We start from the raw sequence: 16,354 nt of genomic DNA on the forward strand, positions 1-16,354 counted from the left end.
GCCCTGCTGCGCCGCGCCAGCCTGGGCGTCATTCCCCTGGTTCAGCGCCGTCTGCGCGTCGCGCATCGCCTGGTCGGCATCCCCCAGGTTGGGAGACACCTGCCCCGTGAGGTCGCTGAATTCCTGCATCAGCTCACCCAGGGCCCGCCGCAGCGCCTCCTGCACCTTCGCGTCGGCTTGCCGTTCGGCGTTCGGATCACCCGGCCGGTCCGGCGCGCCCCGCTGCTGCGCGCGGTCGAGCAAGCCGCCTTCCCGCGCGATCATCTCCTGCACCGCGCTGGTCTGGTTGCGCCCCTGCTGCCGCCGGCTGTTGGCCTCGGCGTTGCGTGACGCGGGATGCGCCGAACGCAGCCGGTCGAGCAGTTGTTCGAGCTGGTTCATGTCGCGCTGCGCCTCGTCCAGCCGTCCCTCGCGCGCGGCCTGCTGCGCCTCGTTCGCCATACGGTCGAGGTCGCGATTGCTGAGCTGCAAGGTATTCTGGTCCGGCTGCAGGATGTCGTTGTGCTCGAGCAATTGCTTGAGCAATGCCGCGATATGGCGGTCGATCGCCTGCTTCAGCTCTTCCAGCCGCTGCTCCAGCTTCTTGCGTGCCTCGTCACTCGGGGCGTGCTGGGCCTGCTGCAGCGCATCGCGCGCGCGCTGCCGGGCTTCCTCCAGCGCACGGGCGGTGCGGGCGGCCTGTCCTTCCTCCAGGCTCAGCGCCAGTTGCCACATCAGGTCCTGGCTTTCCGGCACCGCGGCGTCCGCGTGGTTGCGCACCAGGTCGTAGTAGATAGTGGACAGCACCGAATAGCCGCCCGGATCGTTGGCAAAGGGTTCGACCTGTTGCAGCAGCCCGTCGAGGATCGTCAGCGCTTCGGTCCGGTCGTCAGGGTGCTGGCTCAGCGTCTTGCGCGCGGCGATCAGCGCCCGTGCGATCGGGTTGTGGAACGGCCGCTCGGGCAGGCGGAGACCGACGTCGGCGCTGGCGCCGGTCTGGTTGCCGGCGTCGCGCGCGATCAGCCGGGCGATGACCGGCAGGCCGGCCCAGGGATGGGCGGTCAGGTCAGGCTCGTTCACCCCGTGCGCCTCTTTCGGCGCGCCGCCGGGCAGCGGGATCGGCACGATCACGGGCGGCGCGTCCGGCCGGTCCGCCAGGCGCAACTCGGCCTGCAGGTTGGTCACGCCGTAATCGTCCGACACCTCCCAAGGCAGGCGCAGGCGCTGTTCAGCCTCCCGAGCGCCGGGATGAGGCCCCCACGCGGCTTTGGGCGGCTGATCGGCGACAATCGTCAGCGGCCACGATCCCAGCACCGATCCCCGGCTGCGGACCGACAGCACGCCGCCCCGCTTCAGCTCGTCATCCGCCTGGAAGCTGCCGCTGTCCAACGCCTTGAACGCGATCGCATGCTCGCCCAGCGTCAACGCGGGCGTGGCGTCGGACCCGGATACATTGACGGTCAGGTGCGACCCGATCGGGACCGGCGGGACAGGCCCGTCCTTTCGCAGGAAGATGGGTGCGACCCCCGTATAGGCCGGCGGCGTGATCCAGGCCTGCATCTCGACGGCGGGCGAGGCGGCGGAGACCGGCATCGCCGGGTTCAGCGCCGCCGCGATCCGATAGGGAGCGTCCACATTGGCGATCGCGAGCGCCGCCAGCACGCACAGCCCTAGCGCGAAGCGCAAGCCGCGCCGGTCGCGCGCGGGCAGGCCGGGACGCGGCGCGCCGACCCGCAGCGCGCGGATGGCGCCCAGCGTCCGGTCCTTATGCGCCTGCCAGAGCGCTTCGGCGAACGGATCGGCGATGGCCGGCTGGTCCATCGTGACGGCCAAAGGTCGGTGGCGCAGGCCCGACTGCGTCTCCAGCCGGCGGTCGACGGCGGCGGCATCGGGAAGCCGCATGCGCAGCAGGCCGCGCGTCAGCAGCACAATAAAGGCGATCCCCGCCACGGCCAGGACACCGGCGTGGAGCCAGCCCCCCAGCATCGGCAGGACGTTCAGCAGCGCGAGGCACAGCATCGCGCCGACGACCATCCAGGCGGGCCAGATCGCGCGCCACACCGCCTCGAACACCAGCACCGCACGCGCCAAGTGGCGGCGGTTCGCAAGACGCCGCATCGGGAACGCGTGGTCCTGCATGCGCGCGATATCTCCTGTCCTTCCGTTCACTATATGGCACCGCAAAATGGATCGCCACAGCTTCATCCGCCGCTAACCTTGCCGTTAACCTTGCCGCTGGGGCCATCACGGTCTAGAAGCCCGCACTTTCCCATCTTCGGACGAAGCAACCCATGAAGCAGCAGGCGAACTTGATCCGCGCCGGCCAGGTGATCGAACATGACGGCGCCCGCTGGACGGTCCTGAAGCAGCAGATCATCACCCCCGGCAAGGGCGGCGCGTTCATCCAGGTCGAAATGCGCAACCTCAAGACCGGCAACAAGACGAACGAGCGCTGGCGCACCGCCGACACGGTGGAGCGGCTGACGACCGAGGAAAAGGAATACACCTATTCCTACTCCGACGGCTCCAACCTGGTGCTGATGGACCCTGAGACCTTCGAGGAAGCGCATGTCCCGGCGGAGCTGATGGGCGACGCCGCGCCGTTCCTGCAGGACCAGATGACGCTGACCGTCGACCTGGTGGAAGGTGAGCCGGTGGCGATCCACCTGCCGCAGACCGTGGTGCTGGAAGTCGTTGAGGCCGATCCGGTGGTGAAAGGCCAGACCGCGTCCTCCTCCTATAAGCCTGCCAAGCTGTCCAACGGGGTGAAGACCCAGGTGCCGCCGTTCATCGAGGCCGGGGAGCGCATCGTGGTGCGCACCGAGGATGCCTCTTACGTGGAGCGTGCGAAGGGCTGATGGCCTTCCGTCTTTCCCCGCACCTGACGGTGATGGCGAACGCAGCGCAGCGGGCGGGCAAGCGCCTGCTGCGCGATTTCGCCGAGGTCGAGCAACTCCAGGTCAGCATCAAGGGCCCGTCCGACTTCGTCTCCCAGGCCGATCTCCGCGCTGAGCAGATGCTGCGCGAGGACCTGGTGAAGGCGCGGCCCGGCTATGCGTTCCTGATGGAGGAGTCCGGGGCGTCAGGGTCCGAGAACTGGACCTGGCGCTGGATCGTCGACCCGCTGGACGGGACGACCAACTTCCTGCACGGCATGCCGCACTGGGCGATCAGCATCGGCCTGGAACGCCGCCAGCCGGATGGCAGCTCGGAAATCCAGGCCGGACTGATCTACGCGCCGGCGGCCGACGAGATGTTCTGGGCCGAGAAAGGCGCCGGCGCGTTCATGAACGAACGGCGGCTGCGCGTGTCGGCCCGGCGGGAGATGTCCGACGCGGTGTTCGCCACCGGCATCCCGTTCGCAGCCGTCAGCACCGCCCGGCGCAATGCATTCAGCCGCACACTGGCGACGCTGATGCCGCAGGTCGCCGGCGTGCGGCGCTTTGGCGCGGCGGCGCTGGACCTGGCCTGGGTCGCGCACGGCCGGTTCGACGGCTATTGGGAGCTGGGGATCAAGCCCTGGGACATCGCCGCGGGCCTCTTGATCGTGCGTGAGGCCGGGGGTTACGTCACCGATGTCGGCGACGGAAACCCGCTGGAGACCGGCAATATCGTCGCCGGGAACCCGCATCTGCACGCCAAGCTTCGTCCGATCGTGGCCGAGGGGATCCCCGCGTCGGCCTGACACTCCGGACCAGGAGGCTGCCGCATGGTTCAGGACCGCATCCTTCGGGACCGCATTGCCATCCGCCAGGCGGACATCACCACGCTTCCGGTGGATGCCATCGTGAACGCCGCCAACCAGTCGCTGCTGGGTGGCGGAGGCGTCGACGGCGCCATCCACCGCGCCGCCGGACCGGAACTTCTGGCCGAATGCCGTACCCTGGGCGGGTGTCCGACCGGCGAGGCGCGCATCACGCGCGGCTACCGCCTGCCTGCTCGGCACGTGATCCACGCGGTGGGGCCACGCTACCGTGACGGGCAGCATGGGGAGCCCGCACTGCTGGCGTCCGCGTACCGCAACAGCCTGGGGCTGGCCGTGGCGCACGGGGTCCGCACGATCGCGTTCCCGGCGATCAGTTGCGGGATCTATGGCTATCCGCTGACCGAGGCGGCCAGTATCGCTGTCGGCACCACGCGGACCTTCCTCGAGACCGATGCTTCGATCGAACAGGTCGTCTTCGCCTGCTTCAGCGGCGAGGTCGAAGCGGCGTTCCGCACTGCCTTTTAGGGGGTACCCCTACCGCGTCTGCCTGTGATACTCCCGGTTCGGCATCATATCCGTCGCTGAGGCCATCCGGTTCGACAGGTTGAAGAACGCGACCGTCTCCGACAGGTCGAAGATGTCCTCCGGCGTCAACCCGGCCGCCTTCAGTCCGTCGCGGTCTGCGTCGTCCACCAGGTTCGGCGCCGTCGTCAGTTTCCAGGCGAAATCCAGCATCGCCCGCTGCCGCGCATCCAGCGTCGCCACGCGGTAGTTCAACGCCATCATCTCCCCCAGTTCGGGATCGCCCGACAGCGCCCGCACCGCGGCGCCATGCGCGACCAGGCAGTAGTAGCAGCGGTTCGCCGATGACACGACGACGGCCACCATCTCCCGCTCCAGCTTCGACAGGCCTGACGGCGACAGCATGATCTCGTTGTACATCTGCATGAAGTTGCGCAGGCGCTGCGGCTTCAGGCTGTACGTATTGAAGACGTTGGGAACGAAACCAAGCTTCTCGACGCATTTCGCCCAGATCGCCTTGAGGTCGTCGTCGAGGCCGGCGGGATCGGGCACCCCCAGGGCGGAGACGCGGTCAGGTTGCGGCATCGTCCCTACTCCGCCGCTTTCGCCGTGACGGACCCGTTCTTCCAACTGTGCAGCACCGGCAAAACCTCCTTCGCATAGAGTTTCAGGCCCCGTTCGGCGAAATCGTACGGCGTGCCGCCGAACCGGAACGATGTGGCAAGCTCGAAATCGCCGACGATCGCGCGGCGCTCCTCGAACATCTTCAGGATATGATCGGGCGTGCCCCAGACGGCGGCCTGCATGAAGGCGCTGACGATCCCGTCCATGCCGATCTCCTTCGCCAGCGCGATCTTCTGGGCATAGGCGTCGTAGCCTTTGACCTGGCTGAAATGCTCGCCGAGCAGTTCGTAATGATAGAAATTGCTTTCGACGAACTTGCCCATGTATTGACGGGCGTAGTCCTCGGCACCGTCCATGGTCGGCGTGCAGACGCAGAAGTCCGCCAGCAGCGGCGGCAGTTCCGGTCCGCCGTGCAGTTCCTTGATCAGCGCACGATGCTTGTTGATCGCACCCATGCGCATCGGCCAGGGCCGGTCGGCGAACATCACCATCCGCGCATTCAGCTTCGCCGCCGAGACGACCGAGTCGTCCGATGACGCCACCGCGTAGACACGTCCGTCGATCGGCTTCACCGGCCGCGGCCGCAGCTCCGTCCTCGGCTGCTTGTAGAACTTGCCGTCGCCTTCGATGTATCCGGTCCGCAGCGCATTCACGATCATCGCCGCGGCTTCGTCGAAGCGTTCGCGCGATTCGTCCATCGTTCCGCGGAACGCATGGAATTCGCGCCGCGCGAGGCCGCGTCCCATGCCGAGGCGCAGGCGGCCGTTGGACAGCAGGTCGACGACGATCGCCCGTTCCGCCACGCGCAGCGGATCGTTCCACGGCAGGATGACCGCCGCGGTGCCCAGGTCGACGTTCGGGCACACGGCGGCGAGATAGGTCATCAGCTGCAGGTTGTCGGGACAGAAGGAGTAGTCGTTGAAGTGATGCTCCACCGCCCACAGCACGTCGAAGCCGGAATCCGCGGCGAGGCGGGCGAGCTTGATCTCCTCCTCCCAGACCTGCTTGTCCGAGACGTTCGTCCAACCGTAGCTGGCGCAGACCATTTGCAAACCGACGTCCATGGCGTCCTCCGATCTTATCGTGCTTGCCGCCACGGTCCCACGCCCTGGCCCGCGCCGCAACCGGCGACCAGGCCCGCGCCGCGACCGGCGACCAGCCCCGCGCCGCAACCGGGCGGCTTACCCCCGCCAGGATCGGCGGCGACTGGACGACGGGCGGTCCGTCGGCCACGATCGGGCAAAACGGGACAGGAGGACCGACCGCGATGGCCTTGAAACGCATGGTGCTGGAGATCGGGATGGGCACCGACATCCGCGGCGCCGATCCCACCAAGGCCGCTGTCCGCGCCCTGCGCGACGCCCTCTGGCACAACTCCCTGAACATTGCCGCCGCCCTCGGTCTCGACACCGACTCAATGCAGGTCGAAGTGACGATCGGCGTTCCGCATCCCGAGAAGGTGGACAAGCAGGCCGTGCTGGCGATCCTGCCGCATGGCACCGGCACGGTCACCTGCGTCGAGGGCGGGCTGGAAATCTGGAACGACCAACGCACAAGCTCGACGCTGCTGGCGCACGCGGCAGCGGTGGTCTGGCTCGATATCAAGGAGGCGGCGTAGCACCATGGCCCGGAAGCGCGTGATCCTGGAGCTTGGCGCCGGGAACGACCTGCATGGCGGAGACTACACGAAAGCGGCCCTGCGCGCCGTGCAGGACGCCCTGCACCATTCGTCGCTATCGATGCTGCGGTCCCTGGGCATCGATTCCAAAACGCAGATGCATGTCGAGGTGACGATCGGCGTCCAGCAGCCCGAGAAGGTCGATACCGAGGCGGTGAAGGCCTCCCTGCCCCACGGCATCGTAACGGTGCGGGCGGTCAAGGGCGGCCTCGACGTCATCGACCGGGAGCGAGGCGACAACGCGGTCATCGCCTCGGCGGCCGTCGCGGTCAGGTTGGATCTGCCTTAGATCGCCGGCCTCACCGCCCCCGCCACACCGGCTTCCGCTTCTCCACGAACGCCGCGACGCCCTCCACGCGGTCCTCGCTGCTATACGGGCTGATCCCCTCGTTCAGCCGCAGCGCCGCCGGCACCGGCAGGCCGTTGGAGCGGATGGCCGTCTCCTTCATCCGGCGCAGGGACACCGGCGCGTTCTCGCAGATCGCCTCGGCCATGCACAGGGCTTCGGCCAGGGCTTCGCCGCGTGGCACCACGCGGTTGACCAGGCCCCAGCGGCGGCCGTCCTCGGCGCTGATATATTCGCCGAGATACAGCATCTCGAACGCGATCGCCGACGGCACCACGCGCGGCAGCATGACGTTGGCGAAATGCGCCCCCTTGCCGCGCTTGGCTTCCGGCAGGCCCAGCGTGACGTGTTCCGCCGCGACCCGCAGGTCGCAGGCCAGTGCAAGCTCGAATCCGCCGGCGACCGCAGGGCCGTTCAAGGCGGCGATGGTCGGCTTGATGGTTTCATAGACCGCTTCGAACACATAGCGCTCCGCCCGCGACAGCAAGGGCTGGAACGGCTTGCCCTCCTTGTCCTCCTGCGCCCGCGCCTTCAGGTCGGCCCCGGCGCAGAACGCCCGGTCGCCGACCGCCGTCAGCACGATGCAGCGGACGTCCGGGTCGGCGCTGGCCTCCACGAAGGCACGGACCAGCGCCTCCGACAGGTCGGGGGAAATGGAGTTCATCCGATCCGGCCGGTTGATGGTCAGCAGCAGGATGTGCCCGCGCGTTTCAGACAGCAGGATGGGGGCGGTGTCGGCCATGGTTTCCTCATTCTCGTTGGCCGTCCAGTCTGACAGAGAACAGGTGGGGCGGACAGGCGCGCCGGCGGACGCGTGCCGTGCCGCGTGCGGGCGCCTCGGGACCGGGCGGGAAAGCCTTGCCATCCTGCCCGCCGGGCATGGCGCGAGTTGACACACGGCGCGTTGACGGCAACGAACCCGGTTCGACCGCTCCGGAGGATGAACCCATGCCCGCCCAGACCGCCACGCAGGACGCGTTGGACTCCCTGTTCCATCCCCGCGCCGTGGCCGTGATCGGGGCATCCGACGACACCACCAAGCATGGCTACATCGTGCTGACCAATATCCGGAACACCGGCTTCAAGGGCGGCATCTACGGCGTCAGCCGCCGGCTCCGGCAGATCGACGGCATCCCTTGCGTGCCCGACATCGCCGCCTTGCCCGCCGGCGTCGACACCGCCTTCCTGGCCATCCCCGCCGAGGCAGCGGTGCAGGCGGTGCGCGACTGCGCGCGGGTCGGCATGAAGACCGTCATCGTCGGCTCCGCCGGCTATGCCGAAAGCCTCGACGCCGGCGGCGCGGAGCGGCAGCGGGAACTGCAGGCGATCGCGGCGCAAGAGGGAATCCGGATCGTCGGACCGAACTGCAACGGTATCTACAATGCGCATCTTCCGCTGTCCGTCGGCTTCAACACCTCCCACGCCAAGCGGCAGGCGGCAGGCGGGATCTCGATCTTCTCCCATTCCGGCGCACTGTTCGACGCCATGGCCGGCCGGTTGGCGAAACTCGGCGCCGGGCTGTCGCTGTTCGCCTCGGCCGGGAACGAGGCGGACATGTCCGTCCTCGACTACATGGAATACGGCCTGACGCATGCGCCGACGCGGGTGATCGCGCTGCTGATCGACAGCCTGGACGACGGCGCGCGGTTCCGCCGCCTGGCACTGGCGGCGCATGCGGCCGGCAAGCACGTGGTGGCGTTGAAGATCGGCGGATCGCAGGCCGGAGCGGCGGCCGCCGTCGCCCATTCCTCCCGCATGGCGGGCGACCACGCCGCCTATCGCGCGCTGTTCAAGGCCTGCGGCGTGGCGACGGTGCAGACGCTAGAAGGCTTCATGACCGCCGCCGCGTTGCTGGACAAATACGGCCGCTGCCCCGGCATGCTGGGTGCGCTGTCGACCTCGGGCGCCGGTGCGTCGCTGATCGCCGACCGGTGCGAGGCGCTGGGCGTCCCGCTCGCCCCCCTCCGACCCGAAACGATCGCGGCGATCGACGCGCACAAGATGTTCTCGCGCATCGGCAACCCTCTCGACCTGGGCATTTTCGGCGGCATGCGCCGTTCGGCCGAGGTGCCGACCCTGCTGATGACCGATCCCGACGTGTCGGTGACGCTGGCCCTGGTGCATTCGATGAACCCCTGGCAAGGCGACCCGTACCGCGCGGCGATGGGCGCGGCGCGGGAGGCATCGGGCAGGCCGCTGCTGCTGGTGTCCCCCGGCGGCCTGCCCGAGACCGAACTCGCCACCTATGCGCGGCTTGGGATCGACGTGTTCACCGAAACGGACATCCTGCTGGAAGGCATCGGCGCGTTGTTGACCCCGCCGCCCGACGACGTCGCCGAACCGGCGCCGGCAACCGCCAGCCCCCTGCCCGACCGCGCGCTGACGGAGCCCGAAAGCCTGCGGCTGCTGGCCGAGTACGGCGTGCCCACGGTGCCGATGGCGGAATGCACCGCCGCCGCCGAGGCCGTCGTTGCAGCGGAGCGCCTGGGCTTTCCGGTGGTGCTGAAAGGCGTCGCCGAGGGCGTGGCGCATAAGAGCGACCTCGGCCTGGTGCATGTCGGCTTGGCGGACGCGGCGGCCGTCACCGAAGCCTATGCCGCCGTGAAATGCCGCACCGTCGTCGTGCAGGCGATGGTCCGGGGCGAGCTGGAAGCGATCGCCGGCGTCACCCGCGCCGAAGGCGTCGGCCTGGTTCTGATCGCCGGCCTGGGCGGCATTTTCGCCGAGGCGCTGCACGACGTCGTGACGCTGCCGATCCCGTCGAGCCGCGCGGCGATCGAGGCGGCCGTCGCCGCGGGCAGCCTGGGTCGCGTGCTGTCCAGCCCGCGCTGGAAGCACCCAGGTTCGCTGGCGCCGTTCGTCGACGTGCTGATGGGCCTGCAAGCCGCCGCCCTGGCCTGTGGCGAGCGGTTGCAGGCGATCGATGTCAACCCGGTGATCCTGGGCGCCGCCGGCGCCATCGCGGTGGACGCCCTGGTCGTACCGAAGGCCACCGCATGAGGCTATCCGTCACCTACCACGTCCGCGCCGACGCCGCCGACATCGCCGCCCGGGCGAAAGGCATCGCCGTCGAGCAGAGCGTCGAGATGCCGCTGGAGGCGATCGACGAACCGTCCGTCCTGCGGGACATCGTCGGGTCGGTCGAGGACATCGCCGACCTTGGGCACGGGCGGTTCGCCGTGCGCATCGGGCTGGCGCTGGCGACGATCGGCGACGATCCCGGCCAGCTTCTCAACATGCTGTTCGGCAATACCTCGCTGCAGGAAGACGTGGTCCTGGCGGATGTCGACCTGCCCGAGGCCCTGATCGCCTCCTTCGCGCGTCCCCGCCATCGGATCGAGGACTTGCGCCGCATCGTGGCGGTCGGACAGCGCGCCTTGACCGCCTCGGCGCTGAAGCCGCAGGGGCTGCCGCCGGAGCGGCTGGGACAACTGGCGGAGCGGCTGACGCTGGGCGGGCTGGATTTCATCAAGGACGATCACGGGCTTGCGGACCAGGATTACAGCCGTTTCGCCATGCGCGTGACCCAATGCGCGGCCGCCATCGCTCGGGCGGCGCGGCGGACCGGGCATCCGACGCAGTACATCCCCAGCCTGACGGGGGACCTGGACCAGTTGCGGTCCCGCGCCGCGCTGGCGCGCGATGCGGGGCTGGCCTGCGTGATGGTGGCGCCGATGGTGTCGGGGGTCTCGGCCGTGCGGACGCTGGCGCGGGCCTATCCAGACCTGGCGATCTTCGCCCATCCGAGCATGGGTGGATTAAGGATCGCGCCGGACCTGTTGATCGGAAAGCTTTTTCCCCTGTTCGGGGCGGATGCCGTCATCTTCCCCAGTCACGGTGGGCGCTTCGGCTATTCGCCGGAGACCTGCCTGCGCCTGGCGACGAATGCCCGGCGCTTCGGCGCCCTGCCGGTACCCGCGGGTGGCATGACCTTGCAGCGCACGCCGGAAATCCTTGATTTCTACGGTCCGGACACAATGCTGTTGATTGGCGGAAACCTGTTGCTGGCGCGTGAGCGCATTCCCCGGGAAGCCGCCGCTTTCACCGCCGCCGTCGCGGCGCATCGCTACGCATAAGGCTCAGTCATGGATCACGAAGGCTCTCCCCCGTTCCGCGCCGTCCAGCCAGGCTTCCGCTGGGATGGGGTCGCCTACATGCCCTACAAGCAGGACGGCAGCGCGCCGTTCAAGGACATCTCCCGCCAGGTGCTGTTCCATGAGCACGACCTGAACTGCGAACTGCGGTATTTCGAGATGGACGCCGGCGGGTATTCCACGCTGGAGCGGCACGAGCATGCCCATGCGGTGATGATCCTGCGCGGGTCCGGCCAGTGCCTGGTCGGTGACGAGGTGCGGCCGGTCAAGCCGTTCGACCTGGTGTCGATCCCGTCGCTGGCGTGGCACCAGTTCCGGGCAACCGCGGGAGAGCCGCTGGGGTTCTTGTGTATGGTCAATGTTCTACGAGATAAACCTCAACTTCCGTCGGAGGAAGAGCTGGCGGCATTGAAAGAGCGCCCGGCGATCGCGCGGTTCCTGGAGGGCTGACCCCAGCCTGCCATTTCGTCACCGGCCCGGCCCCGGCAGACCGGCGACGCGACACGGGACCGCCGTTTCCCGCGGCCCGGCCCCTGCTGCATTGAAGACTTCCGCCTTTTCGGCGAGGCTCCGGCGCCTGTCCGTCAACACCTGCGCCGAGAGGTCCGTCATGCCCGCATCGAAACACGCCCCCGGCCGCCACTTCCTGCAGATCCCCGGCCCCACCAACGTCCCGGACCGGGTGCTGCGCGCCATCGACAACCCGACCATGGACCACCGCGGCCCGGAATTCGGCGAACTGGGCAAGGACATCCTCGCCAATCTCCGCCGCATCTTCCAGACCCAGGGACCCGTGGTCATCTACCCGGCGTCCGGCACCGGCGCGTGGGAAGCCGCGCTGACCAACACGCTCTCCCCCGGCGACACGGTGCTCATGAGCCGCACCGGCTGGTTTGCCACCCTGTGGAAAGAGATGGCGGACCGTCTCGGCCTGGACGCCACCTTCCTCGACACCGACTGGCGTCGCGGCGCGGACCCGGATGCGATCGGCGATGCGCTGGCGAAGGACCGGGACCACCGGATCAAGGCGGTCTGCGTGGTCCACAACGAGACCTCGACCGGCTGTACCTCGCGCATCGATGAGGTGCGGGCGGCGATCGACAAGGCGAAGCACCCGGCGCTGCTGATGGTCGACACGATCTCCTCGCTCGCCAGCATCGACTACAAGCACGATGCCTGGGGTGTCGATGTGACCGTCGCCGGCTCCCAGAAAGGGCTGATGCTGCCGCCGGGGCTATCGTTCAATGCGATCAGCCCCAAGGCGCTGAAGGCCACCGAGACGGCCAAGCTGCCGCGCAGCTACTGGGACTGGCGGCCGATGCTGGCGGCGAACGAGACGGGGTATTTCCCCTTCACCCCCGCCACCAACCTGCTCTACGGCCTGAACGCCGCCGTCGGGATGCTGCTGGAGGAAGGCCTGGACAACGTCTTCGCCCGCCATGACCGCCACGCCGAGGCGACCCGCCGAGCGGTGAGGGTCTGGGGGCTGGAGATCCAGTGCGCGGAGCCGAGGCATTATTCCTCGTCGCTGACCGCGGTCCGCGTCCCCGAGGGCCACAGCGCCGACGCGTTGCGTGCCACCATCCTGAAGCGCTTCAACATGAGCCTGGGCAACGGTCTGGGACCGTTGAAGGACAAGGTGTTCCGGATCGGTCATCTCGGCGATTTCGGCGACCTGCAACTGATCGGCACGCTGGGCGGGGTGGAAATGGGGCTGCGGGCGGCCGGCATTCCGCACAAGACCGGCGGGACGCAGGCGGCGATCGACTACTTGGCCGGAAACGCCTGAATGGCGCGCGGACAAGTGGCTCCCTGACACGTGGCGCGCCGAACGCCGCGATCCAATATCCTGGACTGATGCCCTACCCGTCCGGCCCCGCCGCAAAGACCTTGGCCGAACGCCTCACCCAGCCGGTGCGGCGTGCCGTGGCGCGGGAGGTGGTGGCGCTGTTCAACGACGCCTCTCGCGGCGAGACGCCGGTGCGACGTCGCCCGGACGGCTGGTTCGGGCCGGACGCGGTCGCGTGGCGGGTGCATGGGGACGTCACGTCGATGATGGTCGGCGGCATCGCCGGGCTGCTGCTGCAGATGCTGCATCCAGCGGTGCTGGCGGGCGTCTGGGACCATTCCAACTTCCGCAGCGACATGCACGGCCGTCTGCGCCGCACCGCTCGGTTCATCGCCACGACCACCTATGGCGGACCCGAGGACGCCGAGGCCGCCATTGCCCGCGTGCGCACGATCCATGACCGCGTGACCGGCACGCTGCCTGACGGGACGTCGTACCGAGCGGCCGACCCGGCGCTGCTCGCCTGGGTCCATGTGACGGAGACGACGAGCTTCCTCGATGCCTGGGTCCGCTATGCCGATCCCGACATGCCGGCGGTTCGGCAGGACCAGTATTTCCAGGAGATGGCGCGGATCGGCGAGGCGCTGGGCGCGGCGCCGGTCCCCCGCTCCCGCGCCGAGGCCGAAGCGCTGCTGGCCGCCACCCGCCCCGCGCTGCGCTGCGACGCCCGCACGCGGGAGGTGGCGCGGCTGGTGCTGACCCAGCGGGCGCGCACGCCGCTTGCCGAACCGGCGCAGCGCCTGACGATGCAGGCTGCCGTCGACCTGCTGCCCCCTTGGGCGCGGCGGCTGCACGGGTTGCCCGACACCGGGTTCGGGCGTCCGCTGGTGCGGGTCGGCACCACCGGGATGGCGCGGGCGATGCGATGGGTGTTTGGCTGAACATGGCAGCCCCACATCGCAGCCCCACATCGCAGCCCCACATGGCAGCCCCCGGTTAAAACCAACTGGACGCGGATCGTACTCACCAGTAGGAACATGCGATCGAACGGACGACAGGAGCACGTCATGGACGACATACGCGAACCCGCCGCCTCGCATTTCGACGCCATCGTCATCGGCGCCGGCATCTCCGGCATGTACCAGCTCATCAAGCTGCGCGAGCTGGGAATGACGGCGCGGGTGTTCGAGGCCGGGACCGATGTCGGGGGCACCTGGTACTGGAACCGCTATCCCGGCGCCCGTTTTGATTCCGAAAGCTATTCCTACCAGTATTCCTTCTCCCAGGAACTGCTGGCGGAATGGGACTGGCAGGAGCATTTCGCCCCGCAGCCGGAGACGCTGCGGTATCTGCAGCATGTCGCCGACCGCTTCGACCTGCGTCGCGATATCCAGTTCTCCAGCCGCGTCGCGTCGGCGTGGTGGGACGATAAGGCGTCGACCTGGACGGTCACGCTGGAAACCGGGGCGCGTTTTACGAGCCGCTTCCTGATCACCGCGGTCGGGCCGCTGTCGGCGCCGACGATGCCGAACATTCCGGGCGTGGACAGTTTCAAGGGCGAGGCGTTCCACACCTATAAGTGGCCGCACCAACCGGTCAGCTTCGCGGGCAAGCGGGTCGCCGTCATCGGCACCGGCGCGACGGGCGTGCAGACGATCCAGGAGGTCGCCAAGACCGCCGGCCAGTTGACGGTGTTCCAGCGCACGCCGAACTGGTGCACGCCCCTGCACAACCGCAAGATCACGCCGGAGGAGATGCAGCGGATCAGGGCCGACTACCCGGCGATGTTCCAGCGGTGCAAGGAGACGTTCTCCTGCTTCCTGCACACCACCGACCCGCGCGGGACGTTCGAGGTCTCGGAACAGGAGCGCCTGGCGTTCTGGGAAGCGCTGTACGCGTCGCCCGGCTTCGGCATCTGGGTGGGCAACTTCAAGGACATCCTGACCGATCGAGCGGCCAACAAGGCGATCAGCGATTTCGTTGCCAACAAGATCAGGCAGCGGGTCAAGGACCCCGTGACGGCCGAGAAGCTGATCCCCAAGAACCACGGCTTCGGCACCCGCCGCGTGCCGATGGAGACGCACTACTACGAGGTCTACAACCAGCCCAACGTCACGCTGGTCGATATCAACGAGACGCCGATCCGGCGCATCACCGAAACCGGGATCGAGACCTCCGACGCCCAATACGCGTTCGACATCATCGTCTATGCGACCGGCTTCGACGCGATCACCGGCAGTTTCGATCGGATCGACATCCGGGGCGTGGACGGCGTGAAATTGAAGGATCGCTGGAAGGCCGGGCCGGAGACCTATCTGGGCGTGATGGTCGACGGGTTCCCCAACATGATGATGCTGATGGGACCGCACATGGCGCTGGGCAACATCCCCCGCAGCATCGAGCACAACGTGGAATGGGTGTCCGACCTGCTGGGCCATGCCAAGGCGCATGGCGTCAAGCGGATCGAAGCGCCCGCGCAACAGGTCCAGGACTGGACCGACCACGTCAAGTCACTGGCGGAGGGGCTGCTGACGTTCGAGGTCAACTCCTGGATGACGGGGGTCAACTCGAACGTGGAGGGCAAGCAGGTGCGCATCGTCGCCCGCTATGCCGGCAGCGCACCCGAGTACCGCGCGCGCTGCGACGCGGTGGCGGCGACGGGGTTCAAGGAGCTGGAACTGGCCTAGAGCGCGACGGCCGAAGGCGGGATCGCCACGGGCCTGACTCGCACGATCAGACCAATACCGAAAGCATGATGAGCGAGCGAACGTGAAGTCGTCATGCCTCGAGGAGACGGCTCCACAAGGGGCCGATACCACCTATACGTCCCTCTCCCTGGCCTTGTTCCGCGATCGCGCCGTTCCCAACTGGGCGCGCAACACAGGACAGGAATCTGACCCATGATCGACCTTCGTCCCTTCTCGAGCCTCGGCGCGTTCCGCAACGAATGGCTCAACGCCCACCACCACTTCAGCTTCGCCAGCTACCATGATCCTGCCCGCATGGGCCTCGGCCGCCTGCGGGTGTGGAACGACGACGAGGTCGCGCCCGGCACCGGGTTCGATCCGCATCCGCATCGTGACATGGAGATCGTCACCTATATCCGTCAGGGCGCGATCACCCACCGCGACAACCTTGGCAACGAGGGCCGCACCGAGGCCGGCGATGTGCAGGTGATGCACGCCGGGACCGGGATCATGCACGCCGAATACAATCTGGAGACGGTGCCCACGCGGCTGTTCCAGATCTGGATCCTGCCGGATCGCCGCGGCGTCGCGCCGGGTTGGGGCACGCGCAGCTTCCCGCGCAGCGGCGATGGCCTGTCGGTGCTGGCCAGCGGCCGGCCGCAGGACGATGGCTCCGACGCGCTGCCGCTGAACGCGGACGCCGCCGTGCTGGCCGGCACGCTCGCTGCCGGGCAGACGACGGAGCTGGCCTTCGCCCCTGGCCGGTCCGCCTACCTGGTGCCGGTCAACGGTTCGGTCACCGTGAACGGCGTGACTGCCGGCGCGCGCGACGGCGTAGCCATCAGCCAGGAACGCAGCGTGACCATCACCGCAGCCGAACCGACGGAACTGGTGGTGGTCGAGGTGGCTGACTAAGCGCGATGAAGCAC

16 protein-coding genes are annotated in these 16,354 nt (G+C 68.3%); 12 read left to right on the forward strand and 4 right to left on the reverse strand.

Features of this window, described 5'->3' with window-relative positions; genetic code table 11:
* Positions 1 to 2,118: DUF4175 domain-containing protein (locus VHB27_RS10880; protein ID WP_325600192.1), on the reverse strand; the 2,118-nt coding region annotated here is incomplete at its 3' end.
* A 152-nt stretch (positions 2,119 to 2,270) separates the two neighbouring features.
* Between VHB27_RS10880 and efp the strand changes: the two genes are divergently transcribed.
* The 3 genes from efp to VHB27_RS10895 are packed head-to-tail and all read left to right on the forward strand — an operon-like array spanning position 2,271 to position 4,210.
* Positions 2,271 to 2,837 carry an elongation factor P gene (efp, locus tag VHB27_RS10885; protein ID WP_325600194.1) on the forward strand — a complete coding sequence of 189 codons (567 nt, stop codon included), beginning with the start codon at positions 2,271 to 2,273 and terminating at the stop codon, positions 2,835 to 2,837.
* On the forward strand, positions 2,837 to 3,664 hold the full coding sequence (locus VHB27_RS10890) for an inositol monophosphatase family protein (RefSeq protein ID WP_325600196.1): 828 nt from the start codon (positions 2,837 to 2,839) through the stop codon (positions 3,662 to 3,664). Before efp ends, VHB27_RS10890 begins: the two co-directional genes overlap by 1 nt.
* 24 nt (positions 3,665 to 3,688) lie before the next feature.
* Positions 3,689 to 4,210, forward strand: coding sequence for an O-acetyl-ADP-ribose deacetylase (locus VHB27_RS10895; RefSeq protein WP_325600198.1), 522 nt, complete (start codon positions 3,689 to 3,691; stop codon positions 4,208 to 4,210).
* 9 nt (positions 4,211 to 4,219) lie between these two features.
* Here VHB27_RS10895 and VHB27_RS10900 read toward each other — a convergent pair whose 3' ends face one another.
* Together VHB27_RS10900 and VHB27_RS10905 are read right to left on the reverse strand one after the other, a co-directional pair.
* Positions 4,220 to 4,792 carry a peroxidase-related enzyme gene (locus VHB27_RS10900; RefSeq protein WP_325600200.1) on the reverse strand — a complete coding sequence of 191 codons (573 nt, stop codon included), beginning with the start codon at positions 4,790 to 4,792 and terminating at the stop codon, positions 4,220 to 4,222.
* A 5-nt stretch (positions 4,793 to 4,797) separates the two neighbouring features.
* Positions 4,798 to 5,895 (reverse strand): LLM class flavin-dependent oxidoreductase, encoded by a 1,098-nt coding sequence (locus tag VHB27_RS10905; RefSeq protein WP_325600202.1) that lies wholly within the window; start codon positions 5,893 to 5,895, stop codon positions 4,798 to 4,800.
* A 203-nt stretch (positions 5,896 to 6,098) separates the two neighbouring features.
* Between VHB27_RS10905 and VHB27_RS10910 the strand changes: the two genes are divergently transcribed.
* Together VHB27_RS10910 and VHB27_RS10915 are read left to right on the forward strand one after the other, a co-directional pair.
* Entirely contained in the window at positions 6,099 to 6,449 is a 351-nt protein-coding gene (locus VHB27_RS10910; protein ID WP_325600204.1) for a Lin0512 family protein, read from the forward strand.
* 4 nt (positions 6,450 to 6,453) lie between these two features.
* Entirely contained in the window at positions 6,454 to 6,798 is a 345-nt protein-coding gene (locus VHB27_RS10915; RefSeq protein WP_325600206.1) for a Lin0512 family protein, read from the forward strand.
* A gap of 10 nt (positions 6,799 to 6,808) precedes the next feature.
* On the opposite strand, the gene VHB27_RS10920 is transcribed toward VHB27_RS10915, so the two are convergent.
* Complete coding sequence (locus tag VHB27_RS10920) at positions 6,809 to 7,597, reverse strand: enoyl-CoA hydratase/isomerase family protein (protein WP_325600208.1); 789 nt, start codon at positions 7,595 to 7,597, stop codon at positions 6,809 to 6,811.
* Between the two features lie 206 nt (positions 7,598 to 7,803).
* Here VHB27_RS10920 and VHB27_RS10925 point away from each other — a divergent pair, with 206 nt between their 5' ends.
* From VHB27_RS10925 to VHB27_RS10955, 7 genes are all read left to right on the forward strand, one after another.
* The gene (locus tag VHB27_RS10925; RefSeq protein WP_325600210.1) at positions 7,804 to 9,855 is read left to right on the forward strand and encodes an acetate--CoA ligase family protein; all 2,052 of its coding nucleotides are present in this window, start codon (positions 7,804 to 7,806) and stop codon (positions 9,853 to 9,855) included.
* Positions 9,852 to 10,931 (forward strand): RuBisCO large subunit C-terminal-like domain-containing protein, encoded by a 1,080-nt coding sequence (locus VHB27_RS10930; protein ID WP_325600212.1) that lies wholly within the window; start codon positions 9,852 to 9,854, stop codon positions 10,929 to 10,931. Before VHB27_RS10925 ends, VHB27_RS10930 begins: the two co-directional genes overlap by 4 nt.
* 9 nt (positions 10,932 to 10,940) lie before the next feature.
* On the forward strand, positions 10,941 to 11,399 hold the full coding sequence (locus tag VHB27_RS10935) for a cupin domain-containing protein (protein WP_325600214.1): 459 nt from the start codon (positions 10,941 to 10,943) through the stop codon (positions 11,397 to 11,399).
* Positions 11,400 to 11,559: 160 nt separating this feature from the next.
* On the forward strand, positions 11,560 to 12,738 hold the full coding sequence (locus VHB27_RS10940; protein ID WP_325600216.1) for a pyridoxal-phosphate-dependent aminotransferase family protein: 1,179 nt from the start codon (positions 11,560 to 11,562) through the stop codon (positions 12,736 to 12,738).
* 101 nt (positions 12,739 to 12,839) lie between these two features.
* On the forward strand, positions 12,840 to 13,679 hold the full coding sequence (locus VHB27_RS10945) for an oxygenase MpaB family protein (protein WP_325600218.1): 840 nt from the start codon (positions 12,840 to 12,842) through the stop codon (positions 13,677 to 13,679).
* Positions 13,680 to 13,805: 126 nt separating this feature from the next.
* Positions 13,806 to 15,425, forward strand: a complete 1,620-nt coding sequence (locus VHB27_RS10950; protein WP_325600220.1) for a flavin-containing monooxygenase — start codon at positions 13,806 to 13,808, stop codon at positions 15,423 to 15,425.
* Positions 15,426 to 15,638: 213 nt separating this feature from the next.
* Positions 15,639 to 16,340 (forward strand): pirin family protein, encoded by a 702-nt coding sequence (locus tag VHB27_RS10955; protein WP_325600221.1) that lies wholly within the window; start codon positions 15,639 to 15,641, stop codon positions 16,338 to 16,340.
* Positions 16,341 to 16,354: the final 14 nt, after the last annotated feature.

Origin of the sequence: Rhodopila sp., assembly GCF_035548235.1 — a bacterium.
Classification (GTDB): domain Bacteria; phylum Pseudomonadota; class Alphaproteobacteria; order Acetobacterales; family Acetobacteraceae; genus Rhodopila.

Coding starts and splice junctions, on each gene's coding strand:
- efp (WP_325600194.1), top strand. CDS start 2,271: ATGAAGCAGCAGGCGAACTTGATCCGCGCCGGCCAGGTGATCGAACAT.
- VHB27_RS10890 (WP_325600196.1), top strand. CDS start 2,837: ATGGCCTTCCGTCTTTCCCCGCACCTGACGGTGATGGCGAACGCAGCG.
- VHB27_RS10895 (WP_325600198.1), top strand. CDS start 3,689: ATGGTTCAGGACCGCATCCTTCGGGACCGCATTGCCATCCGCCAGGCG.
- VHB27_RS10900 (WP_325600200.1), bottom strand. CDS start 4,792: ATGCCGCAACCTGACCGCGTCTCCGCCCTGGGGGTGCCCGATCCCGCC.
- VHB27_RS10905 (WP_325600202.1), bottom strand. CDS start 5,895: ATGGACGTCGGTTTGCAAATGGTCTGCGCCAGCTACGGTTGGACGAAC.
- VHB27_RS10910 (WP_325600204.1), top strand. CDS start 6,099: ATGGCCTTGAAACGCATGGTGCTGGAGATCGGGATGGGCACCGACATC.
- VHB27_RS10915 (WP_325600206.1), top strand. CDS start 6,454: ATGGCCCGGAAGCGCGTGATCCTGGAGCTTGGCGCCGGGAACGACCTG.
- VHB27_RS10920 (WP_325600208.1), bottom strand. CDS start 7,597: ATGGCCGACACCGCCCCCATCCTGCTGTCTGAAACGCGCGGGCACATC.
- VHB27_RS10925 (WP_325600210.1), top strand. CDS start 7,804: ATGCCCGCCCAGACCGCCACGCAGGACGCGTTGGACTCCCTGTTCCAT.
- VHB27_RS10930 (WP_325600212.1), top strand. CDS start 9,852: ATGAGGCTATCCGTCACCTACCACGTCCGCGCCGACGCCGCCGACATC.
- VHB27_RS10935 (WP_325600214.1), top strand. CDS start 10,941: ATGGATCACGAAGGCTCTCCCCCGTTCCGCGCCGTCCAGCCAGGCTTC.
- VHB27_RS10940 (WP_325600216.1), top strand. CDS start 11,560: ATGCCCGCATCGAAACACGCCCCCGGCCGCCACTTCCTGCAGATCCCC.
- VHB27_RS10950 (WP_325600220.1), top strand. CDS start 13,806: ATGGACGACATACGCGAACCCGCCGCCTCGCATTTCGACGCCATCGTC.
- VHB27_RS10955 (WP_325600221.1), top strand. CDS start 15,639: ATGATCGACCTTCGTCCCTTCTCGAGCCTCGGCGCGTTCCGCAACGAA.